Here is a 20726-nt window from a genome sequence, read left to right as displayed (position 1 = left end):
GTTCTGTGATCGTGCACCCTGCTCCAACCTCCTGTTCACACACGTCTCCGAAGGCACCGCTGCGGACAGGGAGCGCCGCGTGGATCCGGTGATCGTCGTCGGAGCGGGGCCCGTCGGGCTCACGCTCGCCCTGGCGCTGGCGCGCCAGGACGTGCCGTCCGTCGTTCTCGACGAGGGCCCGGGGCTGGACGAACCTCGGCTCGCCCGCACCGTCGTCCTGCGCGAGGACACCGCCGCGTTCGTGGAACGGCTGACCGGCGTGCCGCTCGACGAGGCCGGCACCCGTTGGGCCGGATGGCGGTCGATGCGGCGCAAGCAGGTGGTTCGGGAGATCACGTTCGAGGACCCCGGCGACGCCGACGGCTCCGGCGGCTTCCTGGGCCCCGGCTTCGAGGGCAGCGGCTCCGGCGACCACACCGGCGTCCGCCCGGAGGAGCAGGGCCGCCGGCTCGGCTCGGACTACGCCGTGACCACCGGCACCGCTCCCGAACAGCCGCCGTTGCACCTGGCCCAGCACGTCCTCACCGGCGCCCTGCGCGCCGCCGTCGACCGCGAACCCCTCGTCAGGATCGCCGCGGACAGCAGGCTCGACGCCATCGAACAGGAGACCTCCGGCGTCACCGCGCACACTCGTGGCCCGAACGGCACCTGGTGGCGCGGCAGTTATCTGGTGGGCTGCGACGGCCCCCGCTCCACCGTGCGCAAGCTCCAGGACATCCGCTTCCCCGGCCGTACCGCGGTGGAACGGTACGCCGTCGCCGCGCTGCGGGCGGAACTCCCCTGGCCCGGTCGGGCGTTGCTCCATCGGACGCCGCCGTGGCGGACGTCGGGGCCCTCGTCCGGGGAAATCACCGCACGCCCGCTCCCCGGCGGCATCTGGCGGCTGGACTGGCTGCTGCCGCCCGGCAAGGACCTCGTCACGCCCGAGCTCCTGGTGACCCGCGTCCGCGAGACTCTCGCGGGCTGGACCGGCGGCTCCACACCCGCGTACGAACTGCTGGACACCGGCGTGCACACCGTCCACCACCGCCTGGCCCGCCGCTGGCGCGTCGGCCGTGTCTTCCTCGCCGGAGACGCGGCCCATCTCCTCGGGGCGCTCGGCACGCAGGGACTGGAGGAAGGGCTCAAGGACGCCGACAACCTCGCCTGGAAGCTCGCGCTGGCCTGGCACCACGGGCCGCGCGAGGCCCTCCTCGACAGCTACCAGGCGGAGCGCCGCGCCGTCGTCGCCGCCCGGCTGCGCGCCGCCGACCAGGTGCTGCCACTGCTGCGCGGCGGCGGAGCCCTGCGCTCCTACGTCCCCGGCGCGGGCCGCAACCATGACGCCCTGCTCGCCGACGGCCACCTGGGGCGCGGAGCGCTGGGCGCGCCGGCCACGTACGCCGACTCACCCCTCGCGCCCGAACCCATCGAGGCGGAGGTCCCCGTCGACACGCTCCCTGGCGCGCCGGTGACCGACGTGCGCGTCACGGCGGAGGATGGTTCCTTCGTACGGCTGCGCGACCGCCTCGGTCGCGGCGCACTGCTCGTCGTGCTGATCGCACCGGGCACCGGCGTGTGGGAGCGCAAGCACTGGGTGACCGCCGGGATCATGCCCCGGCTCGCGGCCGCGGTCACCGCGCTGCCCCACCCCGCCGAACTCCTGGTCGCAGAGCGCTACCCCGGCGCGTCCGCCCACACCGTGCTCCTCATCCGCCCCGACGGCCACCTCGTCACGGCCCTCAACGGCGTCCGCCCCGCCGAGCTGTACGCGGCGGCGGAGGCGACACTGGGCGGCCCGTCGCAGACCACGGCCGAGGCGACGGCGGGGTCGCGCTGACGCGGGACGAGGTGAGCTGGGATGGGGCGGGCCGGCGCGCTGCTTTGCCGGGGCCGCTCGTCCGGAGCGGGCCGACGCGCTGGTTCGCCGGGGGCACTCGTTCGGCGCGGGCCGGCGCGCTGCTTTGCCGGGGCCGCTCGTCCGGAGCGGGCCGACGCGCTGGTTCGCCGGGGGCACTCGTTCGGCGCGGGTCGGCGCGCTGCTTTGCCGGGGCCGCTCGTCCGGAGCGGGCCGACGCGCTGGTTCGCCGGGGGCACTCGTTCGGCGCGGGCCGGCGCGCTGCTTTGCCGGGGCCGCTCGTCCGGAGCGGGCCGACGCGCTGGTTCGCCGGGGCACTCGTTCGGCGCGGGTCGGCGCGCTGCTTTGCCGGGGCCGCTCGTCCGGAGCGGGCCGACGCGCTGGTTCGCCGGGGGCACTCGTTCGGCGCGGGTCGGCGCGCTGCTTTGCCGGGGCCGCTCGTCCGGAGCGGGCCGACGCGCTGGTTCGCCGGGGGCACTCGTTCGGCGCGGGTCGGCGCGCTGCTTTGCCGGGGCCGCTCGTCCGGAGCGGGCCGACGCGCTGGTTCGCCGGGGGCACTCGTTCGGCGCGGGTCGGCGCGCTGGTTTTTGCGGGGCGCTCGTCTGAGGCCGGCCGGCGCGCTGGTTTACCGGGGCGCGGTCGTCCGGCGCGGGCCGCGCGCTGGTTCGCGGCGAGGGTCGGCGCCTGTTCCCGGGCCGCGCGCTGATGTACCCGAGGGAGGCTCGCCTTGGTGTGCGGGTGCACGCCGGCTTCAGCGGGCTCGCCCTGATGCGCAGGTCCGCGCCGGCCACGGCGGGCTCGCGCCGATCTTCCGGGACCTCCCGGGGCGCCGTGCGCACCTCCTCCTCGCCGTCACCCCGTGTCTCCGTCCGCAGAGTGGCGGCGAGTTGACCGGTCCGGACCGGCATGGTGTACTCCGGATCGTGACCGACACCTGTGTGCGCCTGTGGCGGAGGGTCCATATGGACCTCGTCCGCTATGCGGGCTGCGTGTGTCGTCCGTCCTGCTGACTTCGCCTTTCTTTCTTCCGCGCGCCGCTGACGCCTCGCCGCGCGCGCTCCCGCGAACGCTCTTCAGGACGGTGCACGTTGTCTGTCTCCCCCTCTCCCTCCGCCCCCGTATCCCCTTCCGCTTCGGTTGCCGGCTCCGCACCGGCTCCCGCATCGGCCGCGGGCGCCCCGACACAGGCCGACCTCCTCGACTTCGTCCGGCGAACGGCCGCCGACGCCGCGTTGATCGACTCACTGCCGCTCGACCCCGAGGGCCGTACCTGGGTACGACTGGAGGGTCCCGGCGGCAGCGAGGCCTGGCTGATCGGCTGGCCCCCCGGCACGGGCACCGGCTGGCACGATCACGCCGACTCGGTGGGCGCCTTCCTCACCGCCCGCGGTGAACTCAAGGAGCACTCCCTCGCCGCCCGGCTGCCCACCGACGGCTGGAAGACCCTGGAACTCACGGAGGACGTCGACCGGCAACGCCGACTGCCGGCGGGCCAGGGCCGCTCCTTCGGCCGCCACCATGTCCACGAGGTGCTCAACGAGTCCCCCGACCGGCACGCCGTCTCCGTACACGTCTACTACCCACCGCTGCCGCGGATCCGCCGGTACAGCCGTACGGGGAGTGTGTTGCGGCTGGAGCAGGTCGAGCGGCCGGAGGACTGGCAGTGAGGCGGGGTGCGCAAAAGTGGCCTTGTGCCGGTGAACGTGCAGGTGGCGCAGCGTCGTTGGGGAGGGCCGATGAGCGGTGAGCAGGGGCTTCCGGTGAGTATCGACGAGTTGCTGGAGCGGGTGCGCGAAGAGTACGTGCGGATCGAACCGCAGGAGGCGTACGAAGCCGCCCGGGCCGGCGAAGCGCTCCTCGTGGACATCCGGTACGCGGCCCTGCGCGAGCGGGACGGCCTGATCCCCGGCGCCGTGGTCGTGGAGCGCAACGAGCTGGAGTGGCGTCTCGACCCCCGGGGCAGCCACCGCCTTCCCGAGGCCACGAGTCACGACCTGCGCGTCGTGGTGATCTGCAACGAGGGTTACGCGTCGAGCCTGGCGGCGGAGTCCCTGCACCGCCTGGGCCTGCACCGGGCGACAGACCTGGAGGGGGGATTCCAGGCGTGGCGGGCTGCGGGCCTGCCCGTAACGGCGAGCCTGTGACGCCGAGTCCGTGAGGGGCGCGTCCGTAACGGCGAGCCCGTGAGGGCGTGGGCGACGGTGGGCCTGTGACGGCCCAGGCGGGGGCGTGGCGGTTCCGTGGAGAAGAGCCACCGAACGAGCTCCAGCCCACGCCCCGACCAGCCGCACCTCCGCGCGCACCCACATCGGCCCCACCCGCGACCGCTCCCGCACCCGGCACCCGGCACCCGCAATCGCACAACCGCAGGCGAAGTCGATATCCGGAAGCTGAAGCCGAAAGCGCCCACGCAGCTCAACCGTGCCGGGACCCCCTCAAAACCCTTCCTCCTCCAAGAAGTCCGTATCGTCCCCCTCCTCCTCCAACGCCCGCCGCACCACCCGCAGCGCCATCCCCTCGGGATAGCCCTTGCGCGCCAGCATCCCCGCCAGCCGGCGGAGCCGCTTGTCGCGGTCGAGCCCTCGCGTCGAGCGCAGCTTGCGGGCGACGAGTTCGCGTGCGGTCGCCTCCTCCTGATCGGTGTCGAGCTGGGCGACGGCCGCGTCGATCAGCGTGGAGTCGACCCCCTTGGTCCGCAGCTCCTGCGCCAACGCCCGCCGGGCCAGTCCCCGGCCGTGATGCCGGGACTCCACCCAGGCGTCCGCGAAGGCACTGTCGTTGATCAACCCGACTTCTTCGAACCGCGACAGCACCTCCTCGGCCACGTCGTCCGGGATCTCCCGCTTGCGCAGGGCGTCCGCGAGCTGCTTCCGCGTGCGTGGGGTCCCGGTGAGCAGGCGCAGGCAGATCGCCCGTGCCCGCTCAGCCGGGTCCCCTGGGGACTCCTCCTGCTCGGCCCTCGACAAGGAGGAGGTGCCCCCGTCCTCGGCGGACGGCTCCGCGAAGTCCCGTCGACGGCGTCCGCGCCCCCGGCGTGAACCGGCCTCGCCGCGCCCCCCGCGGTCGCCGCGAGACCCGTCGCCGCGGCTCGCGGCCGCACCGGCGTGCGAGCCCTCGTCCGTCCAGTCGTCACCGTGCGCGGCCCCGGCAAAGCCCCCCTCGTCCGCGCTCCCCGGATCCGGCTCCCGCGGGATGCCGGGGTCTGCGTACTCGGCCCAGTCGGTTCGCCGTGTCACGAATCAGCTCTTGGCAGCCGCGGCCTTGGTCTTGGCCGTCTTGGCCGCCGCCGGGGCCGGCACCGCCTTGGCCGGGTCGGCTGCGGGAGTGGTGGTGACCGCGGCGTCCGCGCCCGGCTCCGCCGCCGGCTCCTCGGCCCGCACGCCCACGCCCAGCTTCTCCTTGATCTTCTTCTCGATCTCGTTGGCGAGGTCGGGGTTGTCCTTGAGGAAGTTGCGGGCGTTCTCCTTGCCCTGGCCGAGCTGGTCGCCCTCGTACGTGTACCAGGCGCCGGCCTTGCGGACGAAGCCGTGCTCCACGCCCATGTCGATCAGGCCGCCCTCGCGGCTGATGCCCTGGCCGTAGAGGATGTCGAACTCGGCCTGCTTGAAGGGCGGCGCGACCTTGTTCTTGACGACCTTGCAGCGGGTGCGGTTGCCGACCGCCTCCGTGCCGTCCTTCAGGGTCTCGATGCGGCGGATGTCGATACGCACCGAGGCGTAGAACTTCAGCGCCCGGCCACCGGTCGTGGTCTCCGGCGAGCCGAACATCACACCGATCTTCTCGCGGAGCTGGTTGATGAAGATCGCGGTGGTCTTGGACTGGTTGAGCGCGCTGGTGATCTTCCGCAGGGCCTGGCTCATCAGGCGGGCCTGCAGACCCACGTGGCTGTCGCCCATCTCGCCCTCGATCTCCGCGCGCGGGACGAGCGCCGCGACGGAGTCGATGACGATGAGGTCGAGAGCGCCGGAGCGGACCAGCATGTCCACGATCTCGAGGGCCTGCTCGCCGTTGTCCGGCTGGGAGAGGATGAGGTTGTCGATGTCGACGCCGAGCTTCTTCGCGTACTCGGGGTCGAGGGCGTGCTCCGCGTCCACGAAGGCGACCTGTCCGCCGGCCTTCTGGGCGTTCGCCACCGCGTGCAGGGTCAGGGTCGTCTTGCCGGAGGACTCCGGTCCGTAGATCTCCACGACACGGCCGCGCGGCAGGCCACCGACGCCGAGGGCCACGTCGAGTGCGGTCGACCCGGTCGGGATGACCTCGATCGGCTCCTTCGCCCGCTCGCCCATGCGCATGACCGCGCCCTTGCCGAATTGCCGTTCAATCTGCGCGAGGGCGGCGTCGAGAGCCTTCTCGCGGTCGGTACCTGCCATGGGTTCCACCCGGTTTGCTTGAGTCGATCGCTTCACGTCAAAGACGCTAACGCCTGCCACTGACAATGCGCCCCGACGCCGGTCCGGCCTGTGGATAACTCGGGCACTTCACCATCAAATCCCTGTGGATATCCCCGTCGAGAGCCTCACCGGAGCCTCCATAAGAATGGATGTTCGATTTTTGTGTCAAGCTCACCACGCGGCACCTACGAGACTACGACCGCGTACTGACACGGGCCCCCGACTCCGCCCACCGCCCCGGACTCCGCCTGCTTCCCACGACGTACGACAGGTGTCTCCGGCCGTACGACGACGGCACCGGACTCCTCCGTCAGGCTCGGGGCATGCAGCCTCCCGCACGGCCCCCACAGGCCACCGCCTCCGCTCCGGCAGTCGCCCCCGCACCCCGCGCACAGTCCGCCGCCCCCGTCGTCGCCCCCTCGCCCCGCGTGCAAGCCACCTCCCCCACAGCCGGCTCCGCTCCCCGCACGCAGGACACCGCTTCCCCAGTCGGCCCCGCCCCTTCCCCCGGAACCGTCGCCGATCGTCTCTGCCACACCACCGCCCTCCTCCTGTTCCTCTCCGGCCTGGCGCACCTGGTGGTCTTCGCGGTGGACGGCGGCCCGTGGAACGGCCCCGTCTCGTGGCGCAAGCCGGTGACCTTCGGGCTGTCCTTCGGGGTGACGCTGATGGCGGTCACATGGGTCACGTCGTATCTGCGGATGGCGCCGAGGCTGCGTACCGTGCTGCTCGTCGTTTTCGCCGCCGACTGCGTGGTGGAGGTCGGCGGCATCACCCTCCAGGCGTGGCGCCGGGTGCCCTCGCACCTCGACATGGAGACGCCCTTCGACACGGCGGTGTCGATGACGCTCGCGGTGGGCGGTGGCGTCCTGGTGATCCTGCTCAGTGTCTTCGCGGTCGCCGCGTTCCGGCACCGGCCCTCGGGCCCGGCGGGCATGGCCCTCGCCGTACGCTCCGGGTTCGCCGTCCTGCTCGTCGCGCTGGCCTCGGGCGCGGCGATGATCGCACGCGGCGTGGTGCTCGTCCGGACCGGCGACCAGGAGGCGGCGTACCACTCCACGGCCCCGCTGAAGCCGCTGCACGGGGTGGCTCTGCACGCCGTGCTGATCCTGCCCGCGCTGGCCTGGCTGCTCTCCCGCACTCCTTGGAGCCGGCCGGTCCGCAGCAGGATCGTCGCCACGGTGGCCGGTTGCTACTGGGCCGCCGTCGCCGGGACCGCGGTGTGGGCCGTCCTCACCTACTGACGTCCGGCGGCAAGCCCTACGAACGCCCTTCCGCGGAACCCTGCCCCGATTCCCCGGTTTCCCCCGACTCCCCGGCTCCCCCCGCCCCTTCGGATCTTCCGGACCCCCTGGATGTACCCGGCTCTCCCGGCTCCCCTGACTCCGCCCCAGGCTCCCCCGACTCCGCCGCTCGCAGCCGCCCCCACTCCCGCCGCGCGCGGATGACGAGCCCCGTCCCCGGTGTCCGCCTCCGGTGCCCGTGCACCCGGGGGTCGTCCGTGACGGCATACCGCTTCACGTACGCCCCGAGGAAAGCCTGGAGCGTGGCGACCGCCGGGATGGCGATCAGCGCGCCGACCGCGCCGAGGAGTGCCGTTCCCGCGACGACCGACCCGAAGGCGACCGCGGGGTGGATGTCGACGGTCTTGGAGGTCAGCTTGGGCTGGAGCACGTAGTTCTCGAACTGCTGGTAGATCACGACGAAGATCAGCACCCACAGCGCGTACCAGGGATCGACCGTGAAGGCGATCAGCATGGGCAGGGCGCCGGCGAGATAGGTGCCGATGGTGGGGATGAACTGGGACACGAGCCCCACCCATACGGCCAGTACGGGCGCGTACGGCACACCCAGGAACTGCAGCAATATGTAGTGCGCCACACCCGAGATGAGCGCCATCAGACCGCGCGAGTACAAGTAGCCGCCGGTCTTGTTGACGGCGATCTCCCACGCGCGCAGCACCTCCGCCTGGCGGGCAGGCGGCAGCACGGAGCACAGTGCGCGGCGCAGTCTCGGGCCGTCGGCGGCGAAGTAGAACGCGAACAGGGTGATCGTCAGCAACTGGAACAGGCCCCCGAGGACCTGGGCCGACACGTCCAGGACGCCGGTGGCGCTGTTCTGCACGTAGGTGCGCAGCCAGTCGGAGCGCAGTAGACCCTCCTGGACGTCCACGCGCCTGAGGTCGGTGTTGAAGTGCGCGTTGATCCAGTTGATGACGGAGTCGAGGTAGCCCGGGAAGCCCTCGACCATGGTGATGATCTGCCCCGCCAGCATCGAGCCGAGCAGGGTGACGAAGCCCGCGGACACCGTCATCACGGCGAGGAACACCAGTCCGGTGCCCAGCCCCCGGCGCATGCCGCGCGAGGCCATCCAGCTCACGGCGGGCTCGATGGACAGGGCCAGGAAGAAGGCGATCAGGATGTTGATCAGCAGGCTGGTGAGCTGGTGGAAGGCCCAGCTGCCCAGCTGGAACACGGCGACCAGGGCGAGCGCCAGGACCATGGCACGCGGCAGCCAGCGCGGCATGCGTTCGCCGGCCGCGACGACGCCGCCGACGGGAGGCCGGGCGGGCGGCGCTGTGCCGGAGGGGGATGCGTGGGGGGCTGCCTGCCCGGTCTCGTCTGCCACAGTGCAAGTCTCACTCACGCCACCGACAATCGGGTGACGTCCTGCGATCTTCGTGACCGGTCAGCGCTTTTCCTGTGGCACGTTCATGACCCTGCACACCACGCGCCACACGTCCTTGGCCTCCCAGCCGGCGTCGAGCGCCTGGTGGACGGTGCGTTCACCGAGCTCCGACATCACGTGATCGCGCGCGAAGGTGTCGGCGTACCCCGTACCGAAGTGCTCCGCCATCCGCTCCCAGAAGACCGTCAACCTCATGACACCAGTATCCCGCCCCTGAGGGTGGGCCCTGACCGGGAGCACTTGCCGAGACCGCTTTCCGTCCTACGGTCTGAGCCATGGCCGAATCAGGAGCTTCATCACTCCCCCCGACGCCCCCGGCGCACTCCCCTCTGTTCCGCGCCGAGCAGTTCGTCTGGCTCACCGCGCGCGTACTGGAGCAGCGCCTCTTCGCGTACCACTTCCTCCACGGCGGCGCCGACCCCGTGGACACGGCGCTGGACGCCTACCGCAACCAGGACGGCGGGTACGGCCACGCCCTGGAGCCCGATCTGCGCGGCCCGGTAAGCCAGCCGCTGCACACCGCGCACGCCCTGGGCGTGCTGGACTCCGTCGGGCGCTGCGGCGGCCAGCGCGTGGAGCGCGTGTGCCGTTATCTGACGTCCGTCTCGACGCCGGACGGCGCCCTGCCGGCGGTTCATCCCAGTCAGCGCGGCTATCCCACGGCCCCCTTCGTGCCCATCGTGGACGACCCGCCCAGCGAACTCCTCGCCACGGGGCCGGTGGTGGGTCTGCTGCACCGCAACGAGGTGTGGCACGCGTGGATGTTCCGGGCGACGGACTTCTGCTGGCAGGCGGTCGAGTCCCTGGAGAAGTCGCATCCGTACGAGATCCAGGCGGCCGTGGCCTTCCTGGACTCCGCACCCGACCGCCCGCGCGCGGAGGCGGCCGCCGACCGCCTGGGCCGCCTGGTCCGCGCACAGCGCCTCGCCGCCCTCGACCCCGAGCACCTGGACGCCCACCCCGTGGCCCCCGGATACGCCCCCGGTGAGCACCACTTCCCGCACGACTACGCGAGGACTCCGCACTCCCTCGCGCGCGCGTGGTTCACCGACGACGAGATGGCACGCTCCCTGGACTTCCTGGCGGGCGAGCAGCAGGAAGACGGAGGCTGGCCGATCCGGTGGCGCCGGTGGAACCCCGCCGCGGCCCTCGAGGCCCGCCCCCTGGTGACGATCCAGGCCCTGCGCACCCTCAGGTCCTACGGCCGTCCCATCGGCTGACCCCGCGCCTCACCCGCCGATCGCCCGCACCCCCGCCGTCACCACCACGGCCGCCGCGACGACCAGCAGGAAGGGCGCGCGCAGGAACAACGCCACGGCGGCCGCGGCAACCCCGGCGGCCCGCGCGTCCAGCACCAGCGCCCGCCCGTCGGCGAACGTCTGCTGGGCCGTGAGGGCGGCGAGCAGGGCGACGGGCAGCAGGGCGGCGAGCCGCTTGACGAGCGGCCGCTCCAGCACGCCGGCCGGCACCAGCAGCCCGGCGAGCTTGACGGCGTAGCAACTGACGGCGGTGACGCCGATCGCGATCCAGACGTTCATCGTTCCCCCTCCGGCCCCTCGCGACGCCCACGCACCCACAGCACGACCGGCGCCGCGAGGGCGGCCACGAGCACCGGCAGACCGGCCGGCAGCACCGGCAACAGCCCCAGCCCGAGAAGCACCGCGAGCCCGGCGACAGCCCGTTCGGTACCACCGCGCAGCATCGGCGCCAGCAACGCCAGGAAGACCGCCGGGCCGGCCGCGTCGAGCCCCCACGCGGCGGTGTCGCCGATGGCCTCCGCACCCAGCGCGCCGAGCAGCGTGGTCAGGTTCCACAGCACGTACAGACTGAGCCCGGTCACCGCGAACCCGATGCGGACACTGCGCCGCGTGGGCTGCGCCAGCGCGACGGCCGCCGTCTCGTCGATCACCCACTGCGCGGCGAACGGGCGCACCGCGCGCGGGAGGGCCAGCAACTGCGACAGCCGCAGCCCGTAGAAGGCGTTGCGCACCCCCAGGAAGAAGGCGCCCGCGGCCGCCGTGAACGGGTTCCCACCCGCGGCGAGCGCCCCCACCAGTGCGAACTGGGACGCCCCGGTGAACACCAGAAGGCTGAGGGCACACGTCTGCCACAGGGTGAGTCCGCTGCCCGCCGAGGTCACCCCGAACGCGAACCCCGACAGTCCTACGGCGACTCCGACCCCGAGGGCGTCCCGTACGACGGCGGCATCCGGCCGTCCTTCGGGCCGTATGTCTGTGAGAGCTGTCTGTTCTGCCACGCGTCGGACGGTAGGCGCGGCCGCCGCGCCGCGTCTTGTACGTTCTTGCGCTCCCGCTGGTAGGCCCCCGGCGGCACCCCGACGATCCGGCTGAAGTGCCGGTTCAGATGGGGCTGGTCGGTGAACCCCACCAGCGCGGCGGCCTCCGCGGGCGCCGTCCCGGCGTCCAGCAGCAGCCGTGCCCGCCGTACCCGGGCATCGGTCAGCCAGGTGTGGGGCGGCATTCCGTACGCCTCTCGGAAGGCCCGCAGCAACGCGAACGGACTGGTTCCCAGCTCGCCCGCGAGCCCGTCCAGACTGGGCGGCTCGGCCATCCTCGCCTCGAGCACCTCACGCGCGCGTGCCGCGACGCGAGCCCCCGCCGTCCGCACCTCACGCTGGGGCAGCGCCCCACCGTTCAACCGCAGCAACCGCGTCACCACGACCCGCAACAGCGTGTCCGCGGCCAGGGCGTTCCCCTCGTCCGCGGCCCGCAGCACGCGATGCACCAGCCCCACCGCGTACGGATCTTCGAAGACCGGCCGTACGAACCCCGGCGTCCCCCGCATCAGCGTGGTCTCGGCAGCGATCTCCGCCACCACGTCCGGCGAGGGATAGACGGCCCCGTACCGCCAGCCCTCCGGCACCCCCGCCCGCCCGGTGTGCGGCGTATCGGGATTGACCAGCGCCAGCGCCCCGGCGCCCGCGTACTGATCACCCCCGCCGTGATGAAAGACCTCCACTCCGTCCGCGATGGCGGCGATCACGAAGTTCTCGTGCGTGTGCCGCACGAACGTCTTCCGGACATACCGGGCCCGCAGCAGATCCACACCGGGCAGCTCCGAGTACTGCCAGTGCCGCGCACGCTCACCCGACCCCATGACCTCATTCTCCGCCACCCTTCCGGCGTGAGACGGACGGCCCACGGCGGGGCAGCCGCGTACGGCGGGAAGGGGCCGTGCCGGGGGTGTCCGCCCGCAGCGGTTGGCGCGTCAACCCGGGCGCGTTGGTCAGAGAGCGATTCCGCCCGTTGCGAGGACGGACCCCCGGCGCGGCCCCGACGACGCACGCACCGCAGGCGCCACAGCAACCACGCACCCACAGCCACGGGCCGCCGCAGGCACCGGACAGAGCAACCCCGAACCAGCACACGCCTGGCAGGAAACCCTCGAACCGGCAAGCACCCGACAGAAACCCCGAAACCTCAGAAACCTGTCAGAACCTTCTCGAAACTCGCCCGCACACCACGCCCTCCGCCCTCAAACCCGCAGCTCAGCCCCATTGTCAGTGCCGAGGTGCAACATGGACCCATGGCGAGCTCCACACACCGAGCCCTGGACGGCTTCTCCCCCGCGACCCGCGGCTGGTTCACGGGGGCCTTCTCCGCGCCCACCGCGGCCCAGGCCGGTGCGTGGCAGGCCATCCGCGAGGGCTCGGACGTCCTGGTCGTCGCCCCCACCGGCTCCGGCAAGACCCTGGCCGCCTTCCTGGCCGCCCTCGACCAGCTCACCTCCACCCCCCACCCCGCCGACCCGAAGAAGCGCTGCCGGGTCCTCTACGTCTCCCCCCTCAAGGCCCTCGCCGTCGACGTGGAGCGCAACCTCCGCAGCCCCCTCACCGGCATCCGCCACGAATCCGTCCGCCTGGGCCTGCCGGAACCCGACGTCAAGGTCGGCATCCGCTCCGGCGACACCCCGGCCACCGAGCGCCGGGCCCTGTCCAGCCGCCCCCCGGACATCCTGATCACCACGCCCGAGTCCCTGTTCCTCATGCTCACGTCGGCGACGCGCGAGTCCCTGACCGGCGTGGAGACGGTCATCCTCGACGAGGTGCACGCCGTCGCCGGCACCAAGCGCGGCGCCCACCTCGCCCTCTCGCTCGAGCGCCTGGACGAGCTCCTGCCGAAGCCGGCCCGCCGTATCGGCCTCTCCGCGACCGTCCGCCCGGTCGACGAGGTCGCCCGCTTCCTCTCCCCCCGCCGCAAGGTGGAGATCGTCCAGCCCAAGTCCGGCAAGGAGTTCGACCTCTCGGTCGTGGTCCCGGTGGAGGACATGGGCGAACTGGGCGGCTCCCCGGCGTCCGACGCCAACGGCTCCGAGAGCGCGGAGCGGCCCTCCATCTGGCCGCACGTGGAGGAGCGCATCGCCGATCTCGTCCAGGCCCACCGTTCCACCATCGTGTTCGCCAACTCCCGCCGCCTCGCGGAGCGCCTCTGCAATCGCCTCAACGAGATCGCGTACGAGCGGGCGACCGGCGAACCCCCGGACGAGCACCACTCCCCGGCCGAGCTCATGGGCGGCTCCGGCGCCGCGCAGGGCGCCCCGCCCGTCCTCGCCCGCGCCCACCACGGCTCGGTCTCCAAGGAGCAGCGCGCCCTGGTCGAGGAGGACCTCAAGGCGGGCCGCCTCCCGGCCGTCGTCGCCACCTCCAGCCTGGAACTGGGCATCGACATGGGCGCCGTGGACCTCGTCGTCCAGGTCGAGTCCCCACCGTCCGTCGCCTCCGGCCTCCAGCGCGTCGGCCGCGCGGGCCACCAGGTCGGCGCGGTCTCCACCGGCGTCGTCTTCCCGAAGTACCGCGGTGACCTGGTCCAGGCGGCCGTCGTCACCGAGCGGATGCGCACCGGGGCGATCGAGTCGCTGAAGGTCCCCGCCAACCCCCTGGACGTCCTCGCCCAGCAGCTCGTCGCGATGACGGCCATGGACACCTGGCAGGTCGACGACCTGCTCGCCATGGTCCGCCGCGCCGCCCCCTTCGCCTCGCTCCCCGCATCCGCGTTCACTGCGGTCCTGGACATGCTGGCCGGCCGCTACCCGTCCGACGCGTTCGCCGAGCTGCGCCCGCGTGTGGTGTGGGACCGGGTCACGGGCACGATCACCGGCCGCCCGGGCGCGCAACGTCTCGCCGTCACCTCGGGCGGCACGATCCCGGACCGCGGCCTCTTCGGCGTCTTCCTGGCGGGCGCCGACCCCAAGAAGGGCGGCGGCCGGGTCGGCGAGCTGGACGAGGAGATGGTCTACGAGTCCCGCGTCGGGGACGTCTTCACGCTCGGCACCAGCTCGTGGCGCATCGAGGACATCACCCGGGACCGGGTCCTGGTGTCGCCCGCCCCCGGCGTCCCCGGCCGCCTGCCCTTCTGGAAGGGCGACCAGCTCGGCCGCCCGCTGGAGCTGGGGCGTGCGGTGGGCGCGTTCCTGCGCGAGGTCGGCTCCCTCGGCAAGGAGGACGCCCGCCTCCGCCTGCTCGCTGCGGGCCTCGACGGCTGGGCCGTCGACAATGTGCTGTCCTACCTCGACGAACAACGCGAGTCCTGCGGCCACGTCCCCGACGACCGCACCATCGTCGTCGAACGCTTCCGCGACGAACTCGGCGACTGGCGGGTCGTCGTCCACTCTCCCTTCGGCGCCCAGGTGCACGCCCCGTGGGCGCTCGCGCTCGGTGCCCGCCTCTCCGAGCGGTACGGCGTGGACGCCCAGGTCATGCACGCCGACGACGGCATCGTGCTGCGCCTGCCCGACGCCGACCTCATGAACCTGGACCTGCTGGACCAGGAGCCGATGAAGCTGGGCACGGAGTACGACGCCGAGCAGGCCCCCGTAGGAGCGGCGGACGTCGTCTTCGACAAGGGCGAGGTCGACCAGATCGTCACCGACCAGGTCGGCGGCTCGGCCCTGTTCGCGTCCCGCTTCCGCGAATGCGCCGCCCGCGCGCTGCTGCTGCCCCGCCGCAGTCCGGGCAAGCGCACCCCCTTGTGGCAGCAGCGTCAGCGCGCCTCGCAACTGCTGCAGGTGGCGGGCGAGTTCGGCTCGTTCCCGATCGTCCTCGAGGCGGTCCGCGAATGCCTGCAGGACGTCTTCGACGTGCCCGGCCTGGTTGAGCTGATGGGCGACCTGGAGTCCCGCAAGGTCCGCCTGGTCGAGGTCACCACCCCCGAGCCGTCCCCCTTCGCACGCTCCCTCCTCTTCGGGTACGTCGCCCAGTTCCTGTACGAGGGCGACTCACCGCTCGCCGAGCGCCGCGCCGCCGCCCTGTCGCTGGACTCGCGCCTGCTCGCCGAGCTGCTCGGCCAGGCGGAGCTGCGTGAGCTGCTCGACCCCGAGGTGCTGACCGAGCTGGAGCGCGAGCTTCAGTGGCTCACCGAGGACCGCCGGATCAAGGACGCCGAAGGAGTCGCCGACCTGCTGCGGCTCCTCGGCCCGCTCACGAACGCCGAGCTGGCGGTGCGGGGGGCCGAACCCCAGTGGGCGCAGGAGCTGGCCGGCCACCGGCGCGCGATCAAGGTCCGGGTCGCCGGTGCCGAATACTGGGCGGCGATCGAGGACGCGGGCCGCCTGCGCGACGCGCTCGGCACGGCGCTGCCGGTAGGCGTCCCGGAAGCCTTCATGGAGCCCGTGAAGGACCCACTGGGCGACCTCCTCGCACGCTACGCCCGCACCCACGGCCCCTTCACCTCGGCCACGGCCGCCGCCCGCTTCGGCCTGGGGGTCGCGGTCACCGAGGGCGCCCTGCGGCGGCTCGCGGCGTCGGGAAGGGTCGTGGAGGGGGAGTTCCATCCGGCCGGCATCGGTCAGGAGTGGTGCGACGCGGCAGTCCTGCGCCGGCTGCGCCGCCGTTCCCTGGCCGCCCTGCGGCACGAGCTGGAGCCGGTGCCGCCGGCCGCGCTGGCCCAGTTCCTCCCTCAGTGGCAGCACATCGGCCGGGGCCACACGCTGCGCGGGATCGACGGACTGGTGCGCGCCATCGAGCAGTTGCAGGGCGCCTCAGTGCCCGCCTCCGCTCTGGAGAAGCTGGTCCTGCCGTCCCGCGTCGCCAACTACACCCCGGCGATGCTCGACGAGCTCACGGCCGCCGGCGAGGTGATGTGGGCCGGGGCGGGCGCGCTCCCCGGCAAGGACGGCTGGGTGTCCTTGTACATGGCCGACGCAGCTCCCCTGCTTCTGCCGCCCCCGCACCCCCTGGAGCTGACGGCCCTGCACGAGTCCGTCCTGCACATCCTCTCCGGCGGCTACGGACTGTTCTTCCGTCAGATCGCCGACCAGGTCCGCGCCACCACACACCCGGAGGTCACCGACCCCCAACTGGCCGACAGCCTCTGGGACCTGGCCTGGTCCGGCCGGCTGACCAACGACACCCTCGCGCCGCTGCGCTCCCTGCTCGGCTCGGGCCGCACCGCGGGCTCCACGGCCCACCGCGCCAAGCGCACCGTCCCCCGCGGCCGCTACGGCACACTGACCGCCGCCGCCCGTACGGCGTCCCGCAGCGGTCCGCCCACCGTCGCCGGCCGCTGGTCCCTGCTCCCGGCCCACGAACCCGACCCCACCGTCCGCGCCCACGCCCTCGCCCGCACCCTGCTCGACCGGCATGGCGTGGTGACCCGGGGAGCGGTCGCCGCGGAGGGCGTCGAGGGCGGGTTCTCGGCGACGTACCGCATCCTGTCCGCCTTCGAGGAAAGCGGTCAGGCCCGGCGCGGCTATGTGGTGGAGGGCCTGGGCGCCGCTCAGTTCGCGATGGACGGGGCGGTCGACCGCCTCCGCGCCGTCGCCAACGCCCGCGACCGCGGAGACGGCCTGACCGACCCGGCGTTCGGAGACGGCGCCGGCTCCCCCGCCGGAGGGAACGCCTTCGGGAACGGCGCCGGCTCCCCCGCCGCACACAACGCCTTCGGCGCCGGCGCCACCGGCTCGCATGACGGCTTCTTCAGCCCGGCCGACGCCTTCGGCCCCTTCGGCGACCACGCCTACCAGGACGACGGTGCCTACGACGACCCCGACGGCGACGCCCCGCTCGCCCACCCGGCGCCGGGCGAATGGGTGTCTCCGCGGGACTACGCGACGACCTCGGCACCCTCCTGGCAGAACGGCGGCCGAACGCCGTACGACTCCGGCGCATCCGCCCGCCGTAACCGACCAGCCCCCGCTTCCAGAGCCGTCGTCCTCGCCGCCGCCGACCCGGCGAACGCGTACGGTGCCGCCCTGCCCTGGCCCGAACCCCCGACCGGCGCCGGCCACAAGCCGGGCCGCAAGGCTGGTTCCCTGGTCGTCCTGGTCGACGGCGAGCCGGCCCTCTACATGGAACGGGGCGGAAAGACCCTGCTGGCCTGGCCCACCACCCCGGACACCGGTCCCGGCGACGACCAGCGTCTGGGCGCCGCCGCCGAGGCTCTCGCCGCGGCCGCCCGTGCCGGTTCCCTGGGCACGGTCACCGTGGAACGCATCAACGGCGCCGCGGCCCTGACGTCCCCCGTCGGCGGCCTCCTCGAAGCAGCGGGCTTCATCGCCACCCCAAGAGGCCTGCGCCTGCGCGCCTGACTCCGACTCCCCCACCGCCCCGGCACCCTGGCCCCCGGACACGGCCCCCGCGCCCCGAGACCGCCTTGGCCCTCCGGAGACCGCCCCCATGAGAATTCGCTCCCAGAACATGCCAGGCTGAACCCATGCCCGAAGGAGACACGGTCTGGCAATCCGCGAGGCGCCTGCACACCGCCCTCGCCGGCAAGATCCTGACCCGCTCCGACCTCCGCGTCCCCACATTCGCGACGGCCGACCTCACCGGCCGCACGGTCCTGGACGTCACCCCCAGGGGCAAACACCTCCTCACCCGCATCGAGGGCGGTCTGACCCTCCACTCGCACCTCAGGATGGACGGCTCCTGGAAGGTCTTCGCGGCGGGCGCACGCTGGACCGGCGGCCCCTCGCACCAGATCCGCGCCATCCTCGGCAACCCCGACCACACCGCCGTCGGCTATCGCCTCCCCGTCCTCGAACTCCTGCGCACCACCGACGAGGAGCGAGTCGTCGGTCACCTCGGCCCCGATCTCCTTGGCCCGGACTGGGACCCGGACCAGGCCCTGGCCAACCTGCTCGGCGACCCGTCCCGCCCCCTCGGCGAGGCCCTGCTGGACCAGCGCAATCTCGCCGGCATCGGCAACGTCTTCAAGAGCGAACTGTGCTTCCTGCTCGGCGCCACCCCCTGGCTTGCGATGGGCGCCCTGCCCGCCGACCGCGCCGCCGCCCTGCCGTTCCTCGCGAAGAAGCTCTTGGAGGCCAACCGTGAACGGCCGATCCGCAGTACCACGGGCCGCCGCGGTCAGGACCTGTTCGTGTACGGCCGCGCACCGCGCCCCTGCCTGCGCTGCGGGACCTCCATTCGCGTCGCCGACCAGGGGGACGGCTCCCGCGAGCGCCCCACCTACTGGTGCCCGCACTGCCAGACCGGCCCGGCCCCGACGCCCGGCACCCGACGCCCCGACGAAGGCCAAGCCCGTACGTCGGGCAAACCCCGGGGCCGCGACGAAGGCCAAGCCCGTACGTCGGGCAAACCCCGGGGCCGCGACGAAGGCCAAGCCCGTACGTCGGGCAAACCCAGGGGCCGCGACGAAGGCCAAGCCCGTACGTCGGGCGAACCCCGACGCCGCGCCGCCGGCAGCCCCCCACCGCCGTAACCCCCGACCGCACCGAGGGCCGAGCCGGAAAACACCGGCCCACGCCTGATTCCGCGCGCTGCCGCCCTCACTTGACGCTGCGTCACTACCTGCCGTCCGCCCCCGATGACCGACCGCCCCGACACCACGGCCAAGGCGCACACGGAGTCGCTGACGGCACGGATGCCCCCGCTGGGCCGCGTCGGCGAGGCGGGACGACGTCGCTCACACGGTCTGTACGTGGTCTCGGAGACATCGACCCTCACCACGGGCCAGATCATCCGTTTGAACGGGGGCGTGGCGATGCCTTGGTAACGGCTCCCCCGACCACTCGCCACGCCGCCCGCCCGAGTGAGCCTGCCGCGCGCCCCCTGGGCACACAGTGCACCGGCAGCAGGCTCAGCCCCCACCCCCCGGCAGCGACCATCCCCTCGAGCACCCCCGCGTCCGGCGCCGTCGCCAACCGCAGCACGGACCACCACCACACGGCGCCGAGCCCCAGTGCGGCCCCCCAGCGCACTATTCGCCCCGCCATGGCCGTCACCTCCAGCTCGACGCCAGACAGCCCGTCCTCGGGTTGGGGACGACGCTAGTCGTGCGCCCTCCCGCCACGGGAGGGCGCACCAACGGCACAGGGGCGCACCACTCACCGGCGCCGACGGCAACCGGGGCACCCGCATCACCCGCGGGCACGTCCGTGCACCGGGGACCCCGGCTCGACCGAGGGCGCCTCACCACAGCAGCCGTCCGGCCCCAGCCGCTGAACCCGCAGCCACCACGCAGAGCAGGCGTCCCAGGCCTCCCGCACACGGCCTCCCCGCACACACCGATGCACCCCACACCCCACGGACCCCACACCCCCACCTCACCCGTTCTCGGCCTGGAACATCCAATGGTGCTTCTCCAGATCCGCGGTGACCCCGATCAGGATGTCCTGCGAGACGGGGTCCGCCTCCCCGGTCGCCACCACCCGCTCGCGCATCCGCCCGATCACCGCCCCCAGCGCGTCCACGAGCACCCCGACCGCCTCCGCGTCCCTGATCCAGCCGCCGGCTGTCGCGGCGATTCCGCTGCCCACGGCCACCGTCGAGGCCCGCCCGTCGGGTGAGACACCCAGCGCCGAAGCGCGCTCGGCGACCGTGTCGGTGTGGGCGCGTGCGCTCGTCACCACCTCGTCGAGCTGCAGGTGGACGCTGCGGAAGCGGGGCCCGACCACGTTCCAGTGAACCTGCTTGGCCACGAGGGAGAGATCGATCAGATCGACGAGGGCACCCTGCAACGCCTCGGCGACGGTCTTCAGGTCGGCGTCGGACAGCGGGCTCTTCACGACGTACATCGAACCTCCGTTGGCTGGCCCGTCATGTCCCTCCACGATGACCGCGCCACCCCGGACCGGCAAACGCACGCAAAACGGCACCAAAGGGCTCGCAAAGAAAAAGCCGCACCCCGGAACGCGAACACCCTGGAGACGGCAACCCCCCGCAAACGCGAAAACCCCGACCTCGCCCCGGGAAGTCCCGGAGAAACCCCGGCCGGGGCCTCACACGATGTGGCGATCACGCACTGGCGATCACGTACTGAACACGATCACGTACTGTCGCTCACGATGTGGCGATCACTGCGACCACTGGACTGATGACGACCACTGGACGGACGTCACTGATGACACCCAGCCCATGACGCACACGCGAGCCTCGGCTCACGCGGCAACTACGTCGACCGCCTCGGCGGGCGCCTTGATGGTCACCCGTTCCGGTGGCACACCGGTCACCGACACGGAACCCAGCATCGGACGTACCGGCGTGGGCACAGGCTCACTGGGGGTGGCCGCTGCAGACTGGGCCAGCTCGGCGAGAGCGAGTTCGTCGCTCACTTCCCGCATGAGCTCGGACATCCGTACGTCCAGCGCGTCGCAGATGGCGGAGAGCAGTTCGGAGGAAGCCTCCTTCTGCCCCCGCTCCACCTCGGAGAGATAGCCGAGTGAGACTCGGGCGGACGAGGAGACTTCGCGCAGAGTACGGCCCTGGCGCTGGCGCTGCCGACGCAGCACGTCACCCAGCAGGCGACGGAGCAGAATCATCGGTGGCTCCCTCCTCGGACCGCGTAGCCGCATCCTTCACGCCCCACCGTACCGCCTTGCGCTGCGGCCGTGCG

At 72.8% G+C, this 20726-nt stretch carries 17 protein-coding genes and 1 pseudogene; 8 read left to right on the top strand and 10 right to left on the bottom strand.

Annotated features, from left to right (window positions below; all coding sequences use genetic code 11):
• Positions 1 to 79 precede the first annotated feature (79 nt).
• From IPT68_RS27390 to IPT68_RS27380, 4 genes are all read left to right on the top strand, one after another.
• A complete protein-coding gene (locus tag IPT68_RS27390; RefSeq protein ID WP_189698520.1) occupies positions 80 to 1819 on the top strand; it encodes an FAD-dependent monooxygenase in 1740 nt (579 codons plus the stop codon).
• Between the two features lie 980 nt (positions 1820 to 2799).
• The gene (locus tag IPT68_RS35085; RefSeq protein WP_309506048.1) at positions 2800 to 2847 is read left to right on the top strand and encodes a hypothetical protein; all 48 of its coding nucleotides are present in this window, start codon (positions 2800 to 2802) and stop codon (positions 2845 to 2847) included.
• A 78-nt stretch (positions 2848 to 2925) separates the two neighbouring features.
• Complete coding sequence (locus IPT68_RS27385; protein WP_189702167.1) at positions 2926 to 3504, top strand: cupin domain-containing protein; 579 nt, start codon at positions 2926 to 2928, stop codon at positions 3502 to 3504.
• A gap of 69 nt (positions 3505 to 3573) precedes the next feature.
• On the top strand, positions 3574 to 3981 hold the full coding sequence (locus IPT68_RS27380; protein ID WP_189702168.1) for a rhodanese-like domain-containing protein: 408 nt from the start codon (positions 3574 to 3576) through the stop codon (positions 3979 to 3981).
• 291 nt (positions 3982 to 4272) lie between these two features.
• Here IPT68_RS27380 and recX read toward each other — a convergent pair whose 3' ends face one another.
• Positions 4273 to 5073, bottom strand: coding sequence for a recombination regulator RecX (gene recX / locus IPT68_RS27375; RefSeq protein WP_189702169.1), 801 nt, complete (start codon positions 5071 to 5073; stop codon positions 4273 to 4275).
• Positions 5074 to 5076: 3 nt separating this feature from the next.
• Positions 5077 to 6207, bottom strand: a complete 1131-nt coding sequence (gene recA, locus IPT68_RS27370; protein WP_189702170.1) for a recombinase RecA — start codon at positions 6205 to 6207, stop codon at positions 5077 to 5079.
• A 344-nt stretch (positions 6208 to 6551) separates the two neighbouring features.
• On the opposite strand from recA, the gene IPT68_RS27365 reads away from it, so the two are divergent.
• Positions 6552 to 7472, top strand: coding sequence for a hypothetical protein (locus IPT68_RS27365; protein ID WP_228039929.1), 921 nt, complete (start codon positions 6552 to 6554; stop codon positions 7470 to 7472).
• Between the two features lie 16 nt (positions 7473 to 7488).
• On the opposite strand, the gene IPT68_RS27360 is transcribed toward IPT68_RS27365, so the two are convergent.
• On the bottom strand, positions 7489 to 8754 hold the full coding sequence (locus IPT68_RS27360; protein ID WP_228040608.1) for an AI-2E family transporter: 1266 nt from the start codon (positions 8752 to 8754) through the stop codon (positions 7489 to 7491).
• 162 nt (positions 8755 to 8916) lie between these two features.
• Positions 8917 to 9111 carry a DUF3046 domain-containing protein gene (locus IPT68_RS27355; RefSeq protein ID WP_189702172.1) on the bottom strand — a complete coding sequence of 65 codons (195 nt, stop codon included), beginning with the start codon at positions 9109 to 9111 and terminating at the stop codon, positions 8917 to 8919.
• 80 nt (positions 9112 to 9191) lie between these two features.
• Here IPT68_RS27355 and IPT68_RS27350 point away from each other — a divergent pair, with 80 nt between their 5' ends.
• Positions 9192 to 10136: a hypothetical protein gene (locus IPT68_RS27350; protein ID WP_189702173.1), complete on the top strand. Its 945-nt coding sequence runs from the start codon at positions 9192 to 9194 to the stop codon at positions 10134 to 10136.
• A 9-nt stretch (positions 10137 to 10145) separates the two neighbouring features.
• Here IPT68_RS27350 and IPT68_RS27345 read toward each other — a convergent pair whose 3' ends face one another.
• From IPT68_RS27345 to IPT68_RS27335, 3 genes are read right to left on the bottom strand one after another with little or no spacing between them, the layout of a single operon-like run.
• Positions 10146 to 10454, bottom strand: a complete 309-nt coding sequence (locus tag IPT68_RS27345) for an AzlD domain-containing protein (protein WP_189702174.1) — start codon at positions 10452 to 10454, stop codon at positions 10146 to 10148.
• Positions 10451 to 11173: an AzlC family ABC transporter permease gene (locus tag IPT68_RS27340; protein WP_189702175.1), complete on the bottom strand. Its 723-nt coding sequence runs from the start codon at positions 11171 to 11173 to the stop codon at positions 10451 to 10453. The genes IPT68_RS27345 and IPT68_RS27340 overlap by 4 nt, the downstream gene beginning before the upstream one ends.
• Positions 11080 to 12033, bottom strand: a complete 954-nt coding sequence (locus tag IPT68_RS27335) for an AraC family transcriptional regulator (protein WP_189702176.1) — start codon at positions 12031 to 12033, stop codon at positions 11080 to 11082. The genes IPT68_RS27340 and IPT68_RS27335 overlap by 94 nt, the downstream gene beginning before the upstream one ends.
• Positions 12034 to 12462: 429 nt before the next feature.
• Between IPT68_RS27335 and IPT68_RS27330 the strand changes: the two genes are divergently transcribed.
• On the top strand, positions 12463 to 17460 hold the full coding sequence (locus IPT68_RS27330; protein WP_189702177.1) for an ATP-dependent helicase: 4998 nt from the start codon (positions 12463 to 12465) through the stop codon (positions 17458 to 17460).
• Positions 17461 to 17585: 125 nt separating this feature from the next.
• Positions 17586 to 18392, top strand: a pseudogene (locus tag IPT68_RS27325) (Fpg/Nei family DNA glycosylase); the annotation flags it as partial.
• Between the two features lie 457 nt (positions 18393 to 18849).
• On the opposite strand, the gene IPT68_RS34315 reads toward IPT68_RS27325, so the two are convergent.
• From IPT68_RS34315 to IPT68_RS27315, 3 genes are all read right to left on the bottom strand, one after another.
• Positions 18850 to 19107: a hypothetical protein gene (locus IPT68_RS34315; RefSeq protein WP_228039927.1), complete on the bottom strand. Its 258-nt coding sequence runs from the start codon at positions 19105 to 19107 to the stop codon at positions 18850 to 18852.
• Positions 19108 to 19437: 330 nt separating this feature from the next.
• Complete coding sequence (locus tag IPT68_RS27320; RefSeq protein WP_189702178.1) at positions 19438 to 19908, bottom strand: Dps family protein; 471 nt, start codon at positions 19906 to 19908, stop codon at positions 19438 to 19440.
• Positions 19909 to 20271: 363 nt separating this feature from the next.
• Complete coding sequence (locus tag IPT68_RS27315) at positions 20272 to 20652, bottom strand: helix-turn-helix domain-containing protein (protein WP_003993396.1); 381 nt, start codon at positions 20650 to 20652, stop codon at positions 20272 to 20274.
• Positions 20653 to 20726 lie beyond the last annotated feature (74 nt).

It is taken from the genome of Streptomyces chromofuscus (assembly GCF_015160875.1).
Taxonomy (GTDB): Bacteria; Actinomycetota; Actinomycetes; order Streptomycetales; family Streptomycetaceae; genus Streptomyces; species Streptomyces chromofuscus.
Note: the sequence above shows the minus strand (reverse complement) of the source record. Positions and strands in the feature narration are given on the sequence as shown.

Coding starts and splice junctions, on each gene's coding strand:
- IPT68_RS27365 (WP_228039929.1), top strand. CDS start 6,552: ATGCAGCCTCCCGCACGGCCCCCACAGGCCACCGCCTCCGCTCCGGCA.
- IPT68_RS27360 (WP_228040608.1), bottom strand. CDS start 8,754: ATGCCGCGCTGGCTGCCGCGTGCCATGGTCCTGGCGCTCGCCCTGGTC.
- IPT68_RS27315 (WP_003993396.1), bottom strand. CDS start 20,652: ATGATTCTGCTCCGTCGCCTGCTGGGTGACGTGCTGCGTCGGCAGCGC.
- IPT68_RS27320 (WP_189702178.1), bottom strand. CDS start 19,908: ATGTACGTCGTGAAGAGCCCGCTGTCCGACGCCGACCTGAAGACCGTC.
- IPT68_RS27330 (WP_189702177.1), top strand. CDS start 12,463: ATGGCGAGCTCCACACACCGAGCCCTGGACGGCTTCTCCCCCGCGACC.
- IPT68_RS27345 (WP_189702174.1), bottom strand. CDS start 10,454: ATGAACGTCTGGATCGCGATCGGCGTCACCGCCGTCAGTTGCTACGCC.
- IPT68_RS27335 (WP_189702176.1), bottom strand. CDS start 12,033: ATGGGGTCGGGTGAGCGTGCGCGGCACTGGCAGTACTCGGAGCTGCCC.
- recA (WP_189702170.1), bottom strand. CDS start 6,207: ATGGCAGGTACCGACCGCGAGAAGGCTCTCGACGCCGCCCTCGCGCAG.
- IPT68_RS27350 (WP_189702173.1), top strand. CDS start 9,192: ATGGCCGAATCAGGAGCTTCATCACTCCCCCCGACGCCCCCGGCGCAC.
- IPT68_RS27355 (WP_189702172.1), bottom strand. CDS start 9,111: ATGAGGTTGACGGTCTTCTGGGAGCGGATGGCGGAGCACTTCGGTACG.
- IPT68_RS34315 (WP_228039927.1), bottom strand. CDS start 19,107: ATGGCGGGGCGAATAGTGCGCTGGGGGGCCGCACTGGGGCTCGGCGCC.
- IPT68_RS27380 (WP_189702168.1), top strand. CDS start 3,574: ATGAGCGGTGAGCAGGGGCTTCCGGTGAGTATCGACGAGTTGCTGGAG.